The following is a 17,358-nucleotide window of genomic DNA, read 5'->3' as shown; positions in this document are numbered from 1 at the left end:
TCTGAATTTGTACACAGCGAACAATGACATATCTAAACTAGCGATTCGAGGCATAATTGGCGGAAATGATCGCCCCTTTGCTCGAAGTTTTGGTATTGATCGAAGCTAGCACAGGCTGGGGAAAGCAGGACTACTTTAGCGTTGTTCTGTTTGCCTAATTCTGCCGATCGCGGGATTGCTCGTTCCATTGTTTCGACAATTTCCCAAGCGTTGTAATTTGCTTGTTCGAGCCGCGAGGCAAAAAGACTCGCTGCATCCCCAATTAGCAGCACCGCAGCAGCTTTCGCCTTGATTGTATCAATCCATGCGCGATCGTCCCCTTCTTTGGCGTCGCCACCCGCAATTAAAATCGCCGGTGCGCTGACAGAAGCCAACCCGACTTGGGCGGCGTCATAATTAGTAGCTTTGCTGTCGTTGATGAAATCTATGCCTTCCCAAGTGCAGATGTGTTCGAGGCGGTGCGAAACTCCGGGGAATTTAGCGATCGCCCGGGCGATCACACTTTTATCTATCCCCGCAAAATTAGCCGCAGCCACCGCCATTAACAAATTCTGCAAATTGTGTTCTCCCACCATCCGCAAAGAATTAGCAGGCAAAATTTTCTCGCTTTGAGCTATTACCCAACCGTTTTCGATGTACGCTCCAAAAGTGCGTTTTCCCAACAAATGTTTTTCACCTTTGACACTCGTCCAGCACGCATCCGGCCAAACGTCAATTCCTTGCTGCCGCAAATAAGGATCGTCGCCGTTAATTACTTGCAATTCAGACTTTTTCAGCAAATGCGCTTTAATGTTGTAGTAATTTTCTAAAGTTTTGTGGCGGCTGAGGTGATCCGGCGTCAAAGTTGTCAAAACTCCGATTTTCGGCGCTACAAACGGCGAGGATTCTATCTGATAGCTGCTGATTTCTGCGATTACCCAATCCGGTTGTTTTTCGGCTAAAGCTAATTCACACGCAGCATAGCCAATATTGCCGCAAGCGGGAGCGTAAAGCCCTGCCTCTGCAAAAATAGCAGCAATTAAAGCAGTAGTAGTAGTTTTGCCGTTAGTGCCGGTAATTCCCACCCAAGGAGATTTGAGGTAACGCCACGCGAGAGCCATTTCTCCGATTGTTTCAATGCCTAACTCTCTGGCGCGCACTAATGCTGGACTGTCCCAGGGAACGCCCGGACTTACTACTATTAATTCTATAGATTCGACTGGTTCAAAAGATTTACCTAACTCGACCTGAATTCCTTCGTTAGCGAATTCCTGTTGCTGTTCGAGCAAATTGGGGGAAGATGAGCGATCGCTCAGCGTTACTTCCCATCCTTCGCGTTTTAGCAGTCTGGCGGCGGCAATTCCTGATTTTCCTAGTCCAATGATATGAGCTATCGGCATAAGCTGTGTGTGTGATGGAGCGAACTTCCCTGGTTTTATAAGTTTATATCTTAACCTTGAATTGGTTGTTGACTATTGGCCATTTTGCTTATTTTTTAAGAGAGCGATCGAACTCTGCTGAGACTTGCGCGGTATCGCAAAAATTATAATAGATTTACTCGTTTTCTTGGTAAGCTTTAATGTTATTTTGAGCGAGAGTTTTAAGAAGTAAGTTTCTCAAGTTGGTTTGCCTACAGGCCCGCCCGTTGCCTCCCAAGGCCCGCCAGGGGTTGAAAACCCCTGTCTAACAGCTAAAGTCAGTTAAAACTGAGATATGGCACCATTGTCAGCAACAGGCAAGATGCCTGTTCCACAATGAAATTCATCTCTTGTGGAACAGGCATCTTGCCTGTTCTTGACGGTGCAAGATGTGAGTTTTAAGTGACTGAAAAGTCTAGTATGTGTGGGTTTCAGTCCTCTTAAGAGGACTTTCGCTTTGAGACGGGGGTTTCAACCCCCGGCGGACTGAAGCGCAGGTTTTCAACCCCCGGCGGACTCAAATCTTGTCAATTCTAACTTTTCACGATCGCCCCAAAGTCAGCCAACACCCGGGCGTGATTCCGCAGCAAACCCAGTAAATTCAACCGATTCTGCTTAATTTCGGGGTCGGGGTCCATCACCAACACGCTTTCTGCCCCGTCGAAAAAGTTGCTGACAGTCGGAGCAATTTCAGTCAAACTCTCTACTAACTGCTGGTAATTCCGAGTTTGTTTGGATAGCAGCGTTTGCGGCACTAACTGCACGACTGCATCGTAAAAAGCTTGTTCAGACGACTTTTGAAATAAATCTGCTTTCACCGCCGCTTTCGGTTCCAATTCTATTTTATCCAAATCACCTTGAGCAGCCAAACGAGTTGAACGGTTGACTGTTTCGTAAATTAGATCCAAAGTCTGGTTATTGCGGATTTGTTGTAAGAAAAGCGCTCTTTCCCGTGCGTCCAACAAATCTCTCAATGCTCGTTCAGTATATTCTGGGTCGTTTTCTCCCAAAACTGCATTTACCAAATCGTAATCTACATTTTTTTCTTCTTGCAACAAGGTCCGAATTCTTTGCAAGAAAAACTCGTATAACTGATCCAGCAACTCCGCCGGCGTTTCCGGGCGTGCTGCGGTAAATTCGGTAACAACTTCTGCGAGCAACTGGTGCAAATTGATTGGCAACTGAGCCGCCCAAATAATGTTAGTTATTGCATTAGCAGCGCGGCGCAAAGCGAAGGGGTCGGATGAACCAGTCGGCAACATTCCCAAGCCGAAGATGCTGACTAAAGTATCTAATTTGTCGGCTATTCCGACAACTTGACCAGTCAGAGTTTGGGGCAAATTGTCGCCCGCACCTTTGGGCAAATAATGTTCAAAAATTGCTGTAGCTACTTCTTCCGATTCGCCACTTGCTAAGGCGTATTTCTGCCCCATGATTCCTTGCATTTCAGGAAGTTCGTAAACCATTTGGGTTACGAGATCGGCTTTACAAAGTAAGGCTGCTCTTGCTATATAAGCTTGTTGTTCGCCTGTTATTTGCAGTTGAGTGGCTATGAGGCTGGCAATTTTGCACAGGCGATCGACTTTTGCGCGTACTGTCCCCAAATCTTCCTGAAAAGTAACTGTTGCCAACTTGGGCAAATAATCCTCTAGAGGCTTTACCAAGTCTGCTTTGTAGAAAAACTGACCGTCTGCCAATCTCGCCCGCACTACTCGCTCGTTACCTGCGGCAATAATCGCCGCTTTAGCCGGGTCGCCGTTGGAAATTGTAATGAAATAGGGCAGAAGTTCAGGATAATCTGGGCTTTTGAGGATGGGAAAATACCGCTGGTTTGTAACAATAATTGTGGTAATTACTTCCGGCGGCAATATCAAAAATTCGTCGTCAAATTTCCCGACAACTGCGTTCGGCCATTCTACTAAGTCGGTGACTTCTTCTAACAAATCTTCGGTAATGTCGGCGTAACCGCCTTGTTTTGTTGCTGCGGCTTCTACTTGTGCTTTAATTTGATTTTTGCGCTGGGTTCGATCGACCTCCACGCAAGCAGCCCGCAGACACTCGACATAATCCTCAGCTTGCAGAATCGAGACAGGCTGCGGATGTAACACCCGGTGACCTTGAGAAATTCGATCGCTCTTGACCGTATCCGAACCGCTCACCAATGTAATTGGCAGTACAGTATCATCTAACAGTGCCACTAGCGATCGAATCGGGCGCGGAAACTTCAAATCTCCGTCGGCCCACCGCATAAATCTTTTGCCTTCTAACTTATTAATCCACTGCGGCACAAGTTCTGCCAAAATATCTGCTGTCATCCGCCCCGGAATCTTTTTGAGCACAAACACAAAATCGCCTTTATCGGTAGCGCGAACTTCCAAAGCATCAATTTCTACGCCCTGCTTTTTCGCAAAACCTTCGGCTGCTTTCGTCGGTTTGCCATCTTTAAAAGCCGAACTCGCGGGCGGCCCTTTTACCTCTTCTTCTCTATCTAATTGCTGAACTGGCAGCCCTTTCACGAGAACGGCCAAACGCCTCGGAGTAGCGTATACATTAATAGAGTCATTTGTCAAGGATTCTTCTGCCAGCGTTGCAGGTACAAGTCGCTGCCACTGCTGGGCGCTGCTGGCGACAAAAGATGCGGGCAATTCTTCTGTACCGAGTTCTAATAAAAAGTTAGACATATCGCACCGTAATGGAATTTTGTTTAGGGTAATTTAAGGTAATTTATCCGATCGCGCGATCGTATATCTGAAAAATACTCAAAAATCCAGGATACCACGTAAAATCGGGGGTGAAAGACAATATTCTCGACAGCCCATGACCTTGGCGGAAAGACTAGGACAAGATTGGAAGTCTCGACTCGAACAAGATTGCCCGCAGGAGAGTTCTAGCACTCGCGAGAGTGTTGTCCGCTGGCTGTTGGGAGACAAGCCCGAAAGATTTGACACTCTTAGCCCAACTCAATTGTCTGTCGCCTCTGGGGCGATCGACTTTTTATATCGAATTTTGATTTCTCGGTATCTGGGAGTACCGCCAGAAAAAGCTTACCGCAACTTGATCGGGCGGCTCGGCGGTTTGGTTGTGCTCCGGCAAAAAATCCAAGCGTGGGTTTCCCTGAGTCGCGACAGACAGCGGAGTGCGGTGGAGGTACTGCAAGAAGTGATTCAGGAAATGCTCAATTCCGATCGCTACCTGCAGCAGCAAGTCGCCTGGATTGCCGAATGCACCTCAGACAGACGCCTGCGAAATGCTTTGCTGCTAGCGAGCACAGAAGAATACTGCTTGCGGCCGATCCGCAACCAGCCGCTGCTGGTGTACCGTTTTGTCAACTACCTGCGGCGTGCCCAGCGGGGCGGGTTGACCCAGGTGCCTGCAGGAGACTGGGTGCGGCTGGTGTCAGAACAGGTTCTACCCGAAGATACAGACGAACCGCTCAGCCTGCTAGACGAACAGGCGATGTCCGAGTATCGAGAAAATCAAGCTTGGGAAGAGCAGCAAACTCAGCGGCAGATTGTCCAACAAGAATTTGAGAATTACTTGGCCGCTGAAGTCGATCCGCTGGCTTCCCGGTGGCTGCAGCTTTACCTCCAAGGTCGTTCCCAAGAGGCAATTGCCGAGGAGTTGAAGGTTCCGATCAAGCAAATTTACCGCTTGCGAGAAAAAGTCAGTTACCACGCGATTCGGGTTTTTGCGGTCAAACAAGCACCGGAATTAGTCGCCAACTGGCTGGAAACTTCGCTCAAAGAACACAGTTTGGGCTTGACTCCGGCTCAGTGGCAGCAATATTTACAAAACCTCACGCCGGTTCAGCTGCAGTTGGTAGAATCGCTGAAAGCAGGGAAAAGTGTAGAGACGATCGCATCTGAATTAAAGCTGAAAACCAATCAAGTCATCGGCGAGTGGAGCAAACTCTATTTAGCAGCTCAATCCCTCCGCAACGAGTAGATTGGTAATGGGTGGCAGGCAATTGCTAATTGTTAATTGGCGGTAGCATTTTTCAGAATCCGCGCTACAAATCAATTCCCGAACAGCCACAGATTACTGCGAGTTTCCCCGTGGAAAACCGGGCGATGCCGCTTGTATCAAATTAGGTTAGATCGATCGGGATTTTGTAGCCCTGCCGTGACGATCGCGCTCCGAGACGATCGCAGTCAGCTCTCTGAGGTAAGATACTAGCAGCACGATCGACTTTTCAGGATTTTTTAACCAATCCTAAATTCAGCGGTTGCCCGTAAATCATCGGTTGTGGTGCATCTCTAATACTTGTGCATTAAAGACATAATTCTATTGTTGCCAGCCACGGGCATCAATCTCGGGCGATCGGTGATAGTGGGTCTAGACTGCGCTAGTCATCATCTAGTGCTCAATCTTTTGGTAGAATTTGAGGCTGCAATACAGAAGGGAGAAAATTCTGGGACTAAGGATTTTTCTTTAATAAAAGCTTCCGGTTGTTAAGCCCATTCCTCCGTCAGGGAAGTTGCAGCGTTTAATTTTATCGCATCAGGTTGGTGCGTCGCGCTCGATCGCGCTTCCAACTACAAAGCAGCTAATGGTACATACATCTTCAACAGACTCCGCAGCTACAATGGACTCCGATCGAATATTTCACCTAATCGATACAGTTGTCCCCTTTGAAGCTTGCCTTTACTATCAAGTTTTGCCTTTATCTCTAGAAGGTAATCAGTTTAAATTGGGTGTAGTCGATGCCCAAGATGACTCCGCCTTGGACTACGTGCAGCGGATTTTAGCTTACATGAATTGCTCAGTCACAACAGAGCCAATTGCCTCGGAAACTCAGCGCTCGATGCTCTCAGCTTACTTGCTGCACGGGAACCAACTCCGAGAACCGAGCCAGACAGAAACCGCTGCAGCCCCAACACCCAAAAAACCCGCACCAGCAACTTCAGGCCCCAATGCAGCAACGCTGCTGTCTGTGCCAGAACCCTCGATGCCCGCTCCTGAGCGGTTTAAACCTGCTGGCGCTGAGGTTCCCCCGACACCGACACAGCTATCGGTTTTGAATGTCGAGGCTTTGCACTTGTCAAGCCAAGTGGAAGTTTTGGCAACTTTGCCCGCGCCCCAACTCCTACAAGAATTGCTCGGTAGAGTGCTGCGAGAGGGTATCGGTCGCCTGTTTTTTGAGCGGCACCAGTCCCAAGGTCGCATTCTTTGGAGTCAAGATGGCGTTTTGAAATCGATGCTCGAAGGTATCGATATCGTCCTCTTCCAAGAGGTCATCGACGAGTTGAAGCGGCTGACAGATATGCCTGTTTGCCCCGTGGAACAGCCCAAACAAGTCGAAGTTGAGCGCATATATCAAAACACTCATTTGCTGTTGCGCTTGCGGGTAATGACGGTGGGTGGAAAGGAAGAAGCCACCCTGCAAGTTTTACGGGGGGCAGCTTTGAGGTTTTACCAGCAGCAGCAGTTGTCTACTTTGAGTCGGGACGCCCTGCGGCTGGCCGAAGAATTGCAGCGGAAAGTGAATCAAATTCGCGATCGAACTCGGCTTTCTCCTGTGCCTTTAGAGGGGTTGCCCGCTTTGGAACAGGTGGTTAGAAATGTTGACGACCAAATTGAAGCTTTGCTGCACGAACACAATCCCGATTAGCCCTAATCAGCAATAGATGACTGTTTTGAATCTTTTTTAACTCATATCAAGTCCGGTCAAATAATAATAATTACGTTTGTAGTGAGGACTAAAGTCCGAGCGAGTTTTATGATAACTCAAGTTTTCACTACAAACCAATTTGATGGCAGTTCTGCGAGGTGACAGCATATTATACCAGTTCCCCAAAAAGAAGCGAACTTTATGCCCGTACTCTAAACCCTGGTATTCATCATTCATTCCAAGTCTTCTAAAATCTAAAATCTAAAATTGTATTAGCCGTGCTCGAAAACATCCTTGTACTGCAATAAATCCAAACTCACAAAAACGGGCAAACACTGAAAACATTGCTGTGCAATTTCCCAGCGTTCTTCTCGCTGCAACATAGCAGTCAACTTTTGTTTAGCGCTCAGCAAATAGCGGACATCGTTAGCAGCGTAGCTGAGTTGGTCGTCTGAAAGATGCTCGGAATTTCCCCAGTCCGAACTTTGAGAAGTTTTGTTTAGTTCTACTTTTTCCAATTCCTGGATTAAATCTTTAAGTCCGTGTTTGTTGGTGTAAGTTCTCGCAAGTTTGCTGGCTATTTTTGTGCAGAAAACAGGTGTAACGTCAATACTTAAATTGTAACGCATTGTTGCCAGATCGAAGCGCGCAAAGTGAAATACCTTCTCAATATTTTCAGATTCCATTAGCTTTTTTAAATTCGGGGCCGCAGTCTGGCCTTTAGCAATCCGCACCGCCGCAACTTTACCTTGCGGATCGCACAACTGAACCAAACACAAGCGATCGCGCCACGGTAGCAAGCCCATTGTTTCCGTATCAACCGCGATCGCCGGCGCAGTCAAATAATAAGATAAGAGAGAATCGGGAATATCACCATCGCACACTTGAAAATCTGCAAATTCCATTATTGGTAACTATTGACTGTTGACTGTTGACTGTTGACTGCCTTCTTCCCTCTTCCCTCTTCCTGACATCCGTTACATCCGTTACATCCGTCGAGCGAATCCGTTGCCGAACTTCCTTCTTCCTTCACCTTACCGACTGCGAACAAAAAGCTGAGTAAAATAATACTCGCCTTTGGCGTTTTTGGCAACCCCAATACCTGTCACATTAAACTGACCCTCCATATTTTTGCGGTGGCCATCACTTTTAATCCAACCCTCAACAGCATTGCGTACCGGGTCGTTGTAGCCAAAATTGTAAGCAAGATTTTCAGCAACACTTTTATAAGGAATAGTAATTGCTTTCGCCCGCCCCTCAAATCCATCGTGGCTGAAACTTACTTTACCCTTAGCCATATCTTCGCTGTGAATTCTTGCTATCTGAGTGATTCGCGGATCGATAGTCAGCGGTGGCAACTTTTTAGATGCTCGGTATTGATTGATCTGTTGGTTAACCGCTTTTTCTAAGTCAGTAATAGCACTCGAAGCAACATTAGTATTCATGGGAGTTTGTGGCAGCGATCGCGTAGGAATGGAGGGGTCACACTTAGGCAGGATTGTCAACAATCCCAAGCACATCAAAATTAAACCTTTGGACATGAAATCAAACGAGAAATAAAGTTAATTGTTACCAATTCCTACAGAGCGATCGCCCCACATTCCGCTAACCTAGATCTTCAGAACCTTCGCTACAGTGTTCACGTCTTTATCGCCGCGTCCCGAACAGTTCAGCACAATGCGCGGATTGCCTGTTAGCTGAGGGCACAGAGTCTCTAAATAGGCGATCGCATGAGAAGTTTCCAAAGCCGGAATAATCCCCTCCAACTGCGAAAGCCGCTGAAATGCTCCCAGCGCTTCTGCATCAGTTACGCTATAATATTCAGCTCGACCCGCATCCTTCAAATAACTGTGTTCCGGCCCCACGCCCGGATAATCCAAACCCGCACTAATCGAATGTGGCTCAATCACTTGACCTTCATTATCTTGCAGCAAATAACTCATTGCCCCGTGTAGAACTCCCACACTTCCCTTAGTCAAAGTAGCAGCGTGTTTATCAGTTTCTACGCCTTCGCCCGCCGCTTCAATACCAATCAATCTGACTGTTTCTTCCCCGACAAACTCATGGAAAAGACCCATTGCATTAGAACCGCCGCCGACGCAAGCTAATAAAATATCCGGCAAACCGCCCCACTTTTCCTGACACTGAGCCCGCGTTTCTTCACCGATTACCGCATGGAAATCGCGTACCATCATCGGGTAAGGATGCGGGCCCGCTACGGAACCAAGAATGTAATGAGTTGTCTCCACATTTGTCACCCAGTCGCGAATCGCTTCCGAAGTCGCATCTTTCAGCGTTCCCGTACCCGCAGCCACCGGTCGCACTTCGGCTCCCATCAAGCGCATTCTAAACACATTTAAAGCCTGTCTTTCCATGTCGTGAACGCCCATGTAGACAACGCATTCTATACCGAAACGAGCGCAAACTGTAGCAGTAGCAACGCCGTGTTGACCGGCACCAGTTTCAGCAATTACGCGCTTTTTGCCCATACGTTTTGCCAGCAATGCTTGAGCTAAAGCGTTGTTGATTTTGTGAGCACCGGTGTGGTTTAAATCTTCGCGTTTGAGGTAAATTTGCGGGCCAGTTCCGTCTGCTTTAGCGTAGTGTTCGGTGAGGCGTTCCGCGAAATACAAAGGGCTGGGGCGGCCGACATAATCTTTGAGCAATTGTTGGAGTTGCTGTTGAAATTCCGGTTCGCTGCGGTATTTGTGGAAAGCGGCTTCTAGTTCAAATAAAGCGGGCATCAGGGTTTCGGGGACGTATTTGCCGCCGAATTTGCCGAATCTGCCGAGGGAGTCTGGGCGTTGGGCGCTGGTTTCGGTGGTGAGATGCAGGGGGGTGACTGTCATTTGATTTTAGATTTTAGATTTTAGATTTTTTAGATTCGCGGGTAAGCTAGAGGCTTGGTATCGATCGTACCAAATCGGTTGTGGACTTGAGGCGATCGCACAAATTTCATTATAATTCCTTGAACGCTTGACGGGCTAATACAATAAGTAGAAGATAGAGCGCATTCCGAGCGATCGCAACCATACCCCAATCCGCTAAAACTAGAAATACCAGTAAAAAAAGTTCAAGCATCTTAACCTATGGCAGCATCCAAACGCAAAGATTCTGACAGCAAAACAACCGAGGGCAAACGAATAGTTTACTCCGAATTTGGCAACGTTGACAACTCGGCAGCCCTCCAACGGGGAGTTGCCGAAGTTCCCCCCAATCAACAAAACCTCAAAATCGAAGCATCCCGAAAAGGACGCGGCGGCAAAACAGTTACAGTCATCAGTGGCTTTCAGGAAAAACCCGAAACATTAGCAACTTTAGCCAAGCAGCTAAAAGCCCAATGCGGTACTGGCGGCACAGTCAAAGATAATGAAATCGAAATTCAAGGCGAACACAAGCAAAAGCTGCTAGAAATTATCACAAAGTTAGGCTACAAAGCTAAAATTAGTGGAGGGTAAATTAGTCAATAGTCATCAGTGTATGGGCGGGACGAGTTTATGATATACTTAGTTTAAAACATAGATGGTTGGTAAAACCCGCCCCTACATCGCGCCAATTCTACGATCGCGAATCAACCAGAAATGATATTACCAATTACCGCCAATTTTTAATGTACACTCGACCTTTAGCTCGTTTAATCGAACAATTGCAGCGCTTGCCAGGAGTCGGCCCAAAAACAGCCCAGCGGCTCGCTTTACATATTTTGAAGCGACCGGAAGAAGAAGTGCAAGCCCTAGCTAAATCTTTGATTGATGCCAAACAGCAAGTAGGTTTCTGTCAAGTATGCTTTCACTTATCTGCTGACCCTGTTTGCGAAATTTGCCGCAATACCAACCGCGACACTCATACCATTTGTGTAGTGTCAGAATCCCGCGACGTAATCGCTTTAGAAAAAACGCGGGAATATATGGGTAAATATCACGTTATTGGGGGCGTTATCTCACCGATGGATGGAATTGGCCCAGAACAATTGAACATTCAACCTTTAGTGCGGCGCGTCAGTCAGCAAAAGGTTAAGGAAGTAATTATTGCTATTAGTCCCAGCGTGGAAGGCGAAACTACTACTCTTTATATCGGTCACTTATTAAAACCTTTTACCCTAGTGACGCGCATAGCTTTTGGTTTGCCGATGGGAGGAGATTTGGAATATGCCGATGAAGTTACATTGGCTCGCGCTTTGGAAGGAAGGAGAGAGTTGGATTAGTTGAAAACGGGTGATGGCTGATTTAAAAATAAGAGAAACGAACCGCGAAGACGCCAAGGGCACGTTCGGCGAAGCCGTTCCCGAAGGGTAGGAAGAGAAGAGAGGATGAAGAGTTTACAATTGATGCGATGAGAGCTAGATTCTAAGCTTCTGCGATTGCTTCGCTGAGGCTCGCAATGACACAATTGTAAGATATGAAACCCGCCGATGCGGGTTTTGTCTGTGTAGCGACAGGTTTCAACCTGTCGGGTATTTGGTATTTGGTTTTTGCTCTTGAGTTTCGTTGTTCCCTGTCGTCACTGCCACGAAAGGGTAAACTGGACAAAGTTACCGAGAGTAAAAAATCATGGCTAAATTCGATCGACCTTTCACCTACCCCACAACCCCCAAAATCGACCAAACAGACGACTACCACGGCGTCAAAGTATCCGACCCCTACAGATGGCTGGAAAATCCCGACTCTGAGGAAACGCAAGCTTGGGTGGAAGCCCAAAACGCAGTCACTTTTGCCTACCTCAACGAAATTCCGGCGCGGGAAAAAATCAAACAGCGCCTGACTCAACTTTGGGATTACGAGAAATACGGCATACCTTTCAAAGAAGGATCTCGTTATTTCTACTACAAGAATGACGGCCTGCAAAATCAATCCGTACTCTACACGTTAACATCCCTCGATAGCGAACCAAAAGTATTAATTGACCCCAACACTCTCTCAGAAGATGGAACCGTTGCTCTGGGTGGAATAGCTATCAGCGAAGACGGCAAATACATGGCCTACGGTTTGTCAAGTTCCGGTTCGGACTGGCAGGAATGGAAAGTCCGTGAGGTGGCAACCGGCGAAGATTTATCAGATCATTTAAAGTGGATTAAATTCTCAGGAGCATCCTGGACTCACGACGGCAAAGGTTTTTTTTATAGTCGCTACGACGAACCCAACGAAAAAAGCAAGCACGAAGAAGTTAACTATTACCAAAAACTGTTTTACCACCAAGTCGGCACGCCCCAATCTGAAGACGTATTAATCTACGAGCGACCCGATCAAAAAGAGTGGGGATTTAGCGGTGGCGTCACCGAAGATGGCAAATACTTGATTATCTCAGTTTGGCAAGGAACTGAAACCAAAAACTTGATTTTCTACAAGGATTTAACTGCACCGGAATCAACCGTTGTAGAACTGATTAGCGAATTCGAGGCTGAGTACAGTTTCATCGACAATGAGGGATCTCTTTTCTGGTTTCAAACAGACTTGAATGCACCGCTGGGCCGCGTAATTGCGATCGACACCAACAACCCACCTCCCTCATCCCTCGCCTGTGATGAAACCCCTCCGTCGCCCCGGGAGGGGGGGTTCACAGAAATTATCCCCGAAGCAGCAGAAACTCTCGAAGGCATCGGCCTCCTGAACAATCAATTTGTCGCTTCCTACTTGAAAGACGCCTACACCCAGATTAAAATTTTCAACTTAGATGGCTCTTTCGTGCGAGAAGTTGCCTTGCCCGGAATCGGTTCAGCGGGAGGATTCGGCGGCAAGCGACACGACACCGAAACTTTTTATGCTTACACCAGTTTCACTGCACCAAACACCATTTATCGCTACAATATGGTGACAGATGAAAGTACGATTTATCGGCAGCCAAAGGTCGATTTTAATCCCGACGATTACGAGACAAAACAAGTATTTTACCCCAGCAAAGACGGTACGCAAGTACCCATGTTTATTACCCACAAGAAAGGCTTGCAGTTGGATGGCAATAACCCCACCTACCTGTACGGATACGGTGGTTTTGGCATCTCGCTAACCCCGAGTTTTTCTGTTAGCAGGATAGTGTGGTTAGAGATGGGCGGAGTTTATGCGATCGCCTGTTTGCGGGGAGGCGGCGAGTACGGCGAATCATGGCACGAAGCAGGCAAAAAGTTGAACAAGCAAAACGTGTTTGATGACTTTATAGCTGGCGCTGAATGGTTGATCGAAAACAAGTATACCAAACCGGCCAAATTGGCGATCGCAGGCGGTAGCAACGGCGGTTTATTAGTAGGGGCTTGCATGACTCAGCGGCCGGAATTGTTCGGTGCAGCACTGCCGGCAGTCGGCGTCATGGATATGTTGCGCTTCCACAAATTTACCATTGGTTGGGCTTGGACTTCTGAATACGGTTCGCCGGAAAATCCCGAAGAATTTTCCACCATTCACGGCTATTCTCCGTTGCACAACCTCAAACCGGGAACGGCTTATCCGGCGACAATGATTACAACTGCCGATCACGACGATCGAGTAGTTCCTGCCCACAGTTTCAAGTTTGCTTCTGCCTTGCAAGAAACCCACGCGGGAGAAAAACCCGTGTTAATTCGCATTGAAACTAAAGCGGGACACGGTGCCGGCAAACCTACCGCTAAAATGATTGAAGAATTGGCAGATGAATGGGCTTTTTTAGTGCGGGAACTCGATATTAACTAACGTTTAAAAAGCGGGGAATTGGGGGTTGCCGAGTCCGAGAAAGTGTGATCGCGCCACCCTCAATTTTTCTGCCTCTCCCGTAGGGTAGGCACGCAGCACAAAGCACCTCACCCTAGTATTTGAAAGAATTTTTTCTGCAAATCTCGCGTTCAATTCTCAAATCCTGCGATCGCTTCACTACCTTTGGCTGTGAACACCCGAAAATTTAAATCATAGATTAGTGCAACTTGTCAACTCCTAGCTGGTGTTAACTTGCCTGACGCGATGTTAATTTTTGTATAATTTAGTGGTATTTATGATGATTTTTTGATAGTGCTTCAATATAAGTGAATTTGGCGGCGATGTCAATCGCCAACAGTAGTAAATCGAATCGCAAATTAAAAATTTTCCAATTCTCGGAAACCACTTTTTTAAGTGAGCTTACGGTGAAGATTCAACAAAAAATCCTACTTACAACCGTACTGAGAAGCTTCGTGTTACCGGAATTACTGCCTTTTTTCAGCAATGCGTAAGTAATTGGCGAGCGAAATCTCCATCTTCTGGCATGGCTTCTTCTCCAATAAAAAGAACTGACTGGCGCACCCAAAGCTCGAAAACCCTTGCGTATGAGTTGGGGTGACTTGTCCTCTTAGCGAGCCGCGATCGCCCGCTGCACTCCTCGTCCACTTCTTCCCTAAAAGCTCAAAAAAACACGTAAGTATTTAATTATTTTTATAAAAATAATTTATTGAAAATTTATATTTTGGTGTTTATGGAATTTTCTCAAGGTGGGTAGGCTAAAACAAATAACTAAATCAGGGAATAAGGAAAATGAGCTCCCATCTGCCGAATTTTTCTGCCGTAAAAATACCTAAATCTACGAATATTGCCACTAAAAAAAACTTTTTTTTAAAAAAAACAAGCTCTACAGCAGAGCCTGAAGCGAAAAAATCTCTAGTGATTGTTGACTCCCGAGTAGAAAACTACCATCAATTGATCGGTGGTATTAAAGCAGGAACAGAAGTATTTGTACTCAATCCAACCAGGGAGGCGATCGAGCAAATCACCGAAATTCTCGGTCAGCGCAGCAGCATCACCAGCCTGCACATAGTTTCTCACGGCAGAGAAGCAGCAGTAGAAATCGGCTCAACAGAACTTAATATTGATAATCTAGAAACCTACAGCAACCAATTGCAGCAGTGGGGAAAAGCCCTTAACGAATCCGGCAGCATTCTGCTTTACGGCTGTAACATAGCCGCCGGCGAATCCGGCATTAAATTCATACAAAAACTCAGTGAAATAACAGGAGCAAATATTGGTGCTTCCAACAACCTAACAGGGAGTGCAGCATTAGGTGGCGACTGGGAATTAGAAATTACTACAGGACAAATAAATACCGAAATAGCCTTTGAAAAAGAAGTCCTAGAAGGCTACACATCAGTTCTGGCTACATTAGCGGCTGAAGAATTTAAAAATTCAACCGTAATCGGGCCTTGGATATATGGAATTTTTGGCGCATCCGATCCACCAGGCTTAACCGCAGGTAGTACACAAAACCTCAGCGGCGTTATTCCCGCTTTAGGGACTGGCGATCCACCCGGAAGCGGTACTTTGAGATTAACATCAAATAAGTTTGACGAAGCAGCTTTTGTTATCTACAACAACCCCATCTCTGCTACTGAGGGTTTGAGAGTTACCTTTGATTTCTTTGCCTATAACAGAGGTACTGCCATTTATCCTTCTGCACCACAGAATAGTCCTCTCCTTGGTGCGGATGGCATTAGTTTTTTCCTCATTGACGGAACAGCTACGCCAACAAAAGCGGGAGGCTTTGGCGGCTCTCTCGGCTATGCTCAGAATAATAGGGATGGAATCGTACCGGGTATTGTAGGAGGTTATTTAGGTATCGGATTAGACGAGTTTGGCAATTATTCTGCTAGTCAATCAGGAGCGGGAGGGCGTGTGGGCGGCCCAGGGCAGCGGCCTGATTCAATAGGAATTAGAGGCAGCGAAAGCAGAGCTTATAATTTTTTAACTAGCAGTGTCGTTCCCGGTGGCATAGATAATCAAACTGCCACCTTTCGCACCGCTGCTAATACCAAAAGAACCGTCCAAGTTACATTGTTTCCCGCGAATTCACCAACATTTCCTAACCGTCTGACAGTTGCCTTAGACTTGAACGGCAACGGCACATTTGATGCGGGCGAAACACTGCTCGATATACCAAATTTGGAACCCATAAATGGAAAAGTGCCACGTACTTTTAAATTTGGCTTTGCTGCTTCGACAGGGGGAAACACAAACATTCACGAAGTTAACAATGTCATCGTCCAAAGTATAGATGAGCCTGCACTCCAAGCCGACGTTTCTATTGTTAAAAAAGGCCCGCTGTTCGCCATACCCAACAGCACTATTACCTATACGATTACCTCCACAAATAACGGGCCAAACAGCGCCGAAAGCGTCCTGATTCAAGATCCCCTCCCAGAGGGCTTAAGTTTCGTCAGCGCCTCCGACCTCGCCACATACAATACCGTAACGAGGATGATCATCTGGCCGACGATTCCGACTCTGGCTAACGGTGCTAGCGTCACCCGCACCATCACCGCCACAGTTCCCGCAACCGTCGGCGCTGCCTTAACTAACAGTGCCTATAGCACCTCCAGCACTTTCGACCCAAATCTAGCTAACAACAATAGTTCCCAACCCATCTCTCAAGTCTCAACTACAATTGTTGCTGCTCTTGCCGACGTTGTTACCACCAAAACCGGGACTACGGCAGCAGCACCGGGTGAAACAGTTACTTACACAATTTCCACAGTCAACAACGGCCCAAGCACAGCCGCAAACGTCACCGTTACCGACAGCATCGTTCCCGGTTTAAAAATAGTTAGTCTACCCAACGAGGCTGTTTACAATCCAGATACTGGGATTGTCACCTTCCCAGCGATTCCCAGCTTGCCTTCCGGTGCTCCTCCTGCCATTAACACAGTCAGCTTCATCGCACCTGCATCTGCATCCGGCAGCGTCAAGAACACCGCCAGAAATACCTCAGCTACCCCAGATCCTTTTCCTGAAAACAACAACGGCACTGATCCGCTGGCTACAGTCACCACAACTCTGACACCTAGTGCCGACGTTGTTACCACCAAAACCGGGACTACGGCAGCAGCACCGGGTGAAATAGTTACTTACACAATTTCGACAGTCAACAACGGCCCCAGCACAGCCGAAAATCTCACCGTTACCGACACCATCGTTCCCGGCTTAACAGGAGTCAACGGCGGTGTCTACGATTCCAATACAGGCATTGTCACCTTCTCACCTATTCCCAGCTTAGCCAGCGGTGTCACCGTCAACAACACAGTCAGCTTCATCGCACCTGCATCCGGCAGCGTCAGCAACACCGCCAGAAGTACCTCAACTACCGCTGACCCCACTCCCGGCAACAACGCATCTACAGTCACCACAACTCTGACTCCAACTCCAACTCCCAACCAACCGCCAGAGGCCAACCCTGCCAACTCCAGCCTCGGGCCCAACAGCAGCCAGCTAGTCACGGGATTGGGAGGAAGTGACCCAGACCTCGACGGGTCGATCGCCTCTTACACCATCAACACCCTGCCCCCAGCAGACCAAGGAATCCTGTTTTTAGGAGATCCAGCCAACGGCGGAGTAGCCGTGACACCAGGTCAAGTCCTGACACCGGAAC

11 protein-coding genes are annotated in these 17,358 nt (G+C 47.4%); 6 read left to right on the top strand and 5 right to left on the bottom strand.

The window, feature by feature from the left end; translation table 11 throughout:
- Positions 1-32 precede the first annotated feature (32 nt).
- Positions 33-1,379, bottom strand: coding sequence for a UDP-N-acetylmuramoyl-L-alanine--D-glutamate ligase (gene murD / locus QUA57_RS11205; protein ID WP_333059433.1), 1,347 nt, complete (start codon positions 1,377-1,379; stop codon positions 33-35).
- A gap of 551 nt (positions 1,380-1,930) precedes the next feature.
- The gene (gene glyS / locus QUA57_RS11200) at positions 1,931-4,078 is read right to left on the bottom strand and encodes a glycine--tRNA ligase subunit beta (protein ID WP_333059432.1); all 2,148 of its coding nucleotides are present in this window, start codon (positions 4,076-4,078) and stop codon (positions 1,931-1,933) included.
- Positions 4,079-4,214: 136 nt separating this feature from the next.
- Between glyS and QUA57_RS11195 the strand changes: the two genes are divergently transcribed.
- Together QUA57_RS11195 and QUA57_RS11190 are read left to right on the top strand one after the other, a co-directional pair.
- Entirely contained in the window at positions 4,215-5,342 is a 1,128-nt protein-coding gene (locus QUA57_RS11195; protein ID WP_333059431.1) for a HetZ-related protein 2, read from the top strand.
- Between the two features lie 604 nt (positions 5,343-5,946).
- On the top strand, positions 5,947-7,008 hold the full coding sequence (locus tag QUA57_RS11190) for a GspE/PulE/PilB domain-containing protein (protein WP_333059430.1): 1,062 nt from the start codon (positions 5,947-5,949) through the stop codon (positions 7,006-7,008).
- 272 nt (positions 7,009-7,280) lie between these two features.
- Here QUA57_RS11190 and QUA57_RS11185 read toward each other — a convergent pair whose 3' ends face one another.
- The 3 genes from QUA57_RS11185 to trpB all read right to left on the bottom strand — a co-directional run bounded on the left by QUA57_RS11185 (position 7,281) and on the right by trpB (position 9,857).
- Positions 7,281-7,913 (bottom strand): ribonuclease D, encoded by a 633-nt coding sequence (locus tag QUA57_RS11185; protein ID WP_333059428.1) that lies wholly within the window; start codon positions 7,911-7,913, stop codon positions 7,281-7,283.
- Positions 7,914-8,042: 129 nt separating this feature from the next.
- Positions 8,043-8,549 (bottom strand): CAP domain-containing protein, encoded by a 507-nt coding sequence (locus tag QUA57_RS11180; RefSeq protein WP_333059427.1) that lies wholly within the window; start codon positions 8,547-8,549, stop codon positions 8,043-8,045.
- Between the two features lie 69 nt (positions 8,550-8,618).
- Positions 8,619-9,857 carry a tryptophan synthase subunit beta gene (gene trpB, locus QUA57_RS11175; RefSeq protein ID WP_333059426.1) on the bottom strand — a complete coding sequence of 413 codons (1,239 nt, stop codon included), beginning with the start codon at positions 9,855-9,857 and terminating at the stop codon, positions 8,619-8,621.
- Between the two features lie 240 nt (positions 9,858-10,097).
- On the opposite strand from trpB, the gene QUA57_RS11170 reads away from it, so the two are divergent.
- The 4 genes from QUA57_RS11170 to QUA57_RS11155 all read left to right on the top strand — a co-directional run.
- On the top strand, positions 10,098-10,466 hold the full coding sequence (locus tag QUA57_RS11170) for a translation initiation factor (RefSeq protein ID WP_190737631.1): 369 nt from the start codon (positions 10,098-10,100) through the stop codon (positions 10,464-10,466).
- A gap of 152 nt (positions 10,467-10,618) precedes the next feature.
- Positions 10,619-11,212, top strand: coding sequence for a recombination mediator RecR (gene recR / locus QUA57_RS11165; RefSeq protein WP_333059484.1), 594 nt, complete (start codon positions 10,619-10,621; stop codon positions 11,210-11,212).
- A 346-nt stretch (positions 11,213-11,558) separates the two neighbouring features.
- Complete coding sequence (locus QUA57_RS11160) at positions 11,559-13,667, top strand: prolyl oligopeptidase family serine peptidase (RefSeq protein ID WP_333059425.1); 2,109 nt, start codon at positions 11,559-11,561, stop codon at positions 13,665-13,667.
- A 936-nt stretch (positions 13,668-14,603) separates the two neighbouring features.
- On the top strand, positions 14,604-17,358 hold a 2,755-nt coding region (locus tag QUA57_RS11155), incomplete at its 3' end, for a DUF4347 domain-containing protein (RefSeq protein ID WP_333059424.1).

It is taken from the genome of Microcoleus sp. Pol7_B2 (assembly GCF_036701035.1).
In the GTDB taxonomy this organism is placed as follows: domain Bacteria; phylum Cyanobacteriota; class Cyanobacteriia; order Cyanobacteriales; family Microcoleaceae; genus Microcoleus.
Note: the sequence above shows the minus strand (reverse complement) of the source record. Positions and strands in the feature narration are given on the sequence as shown.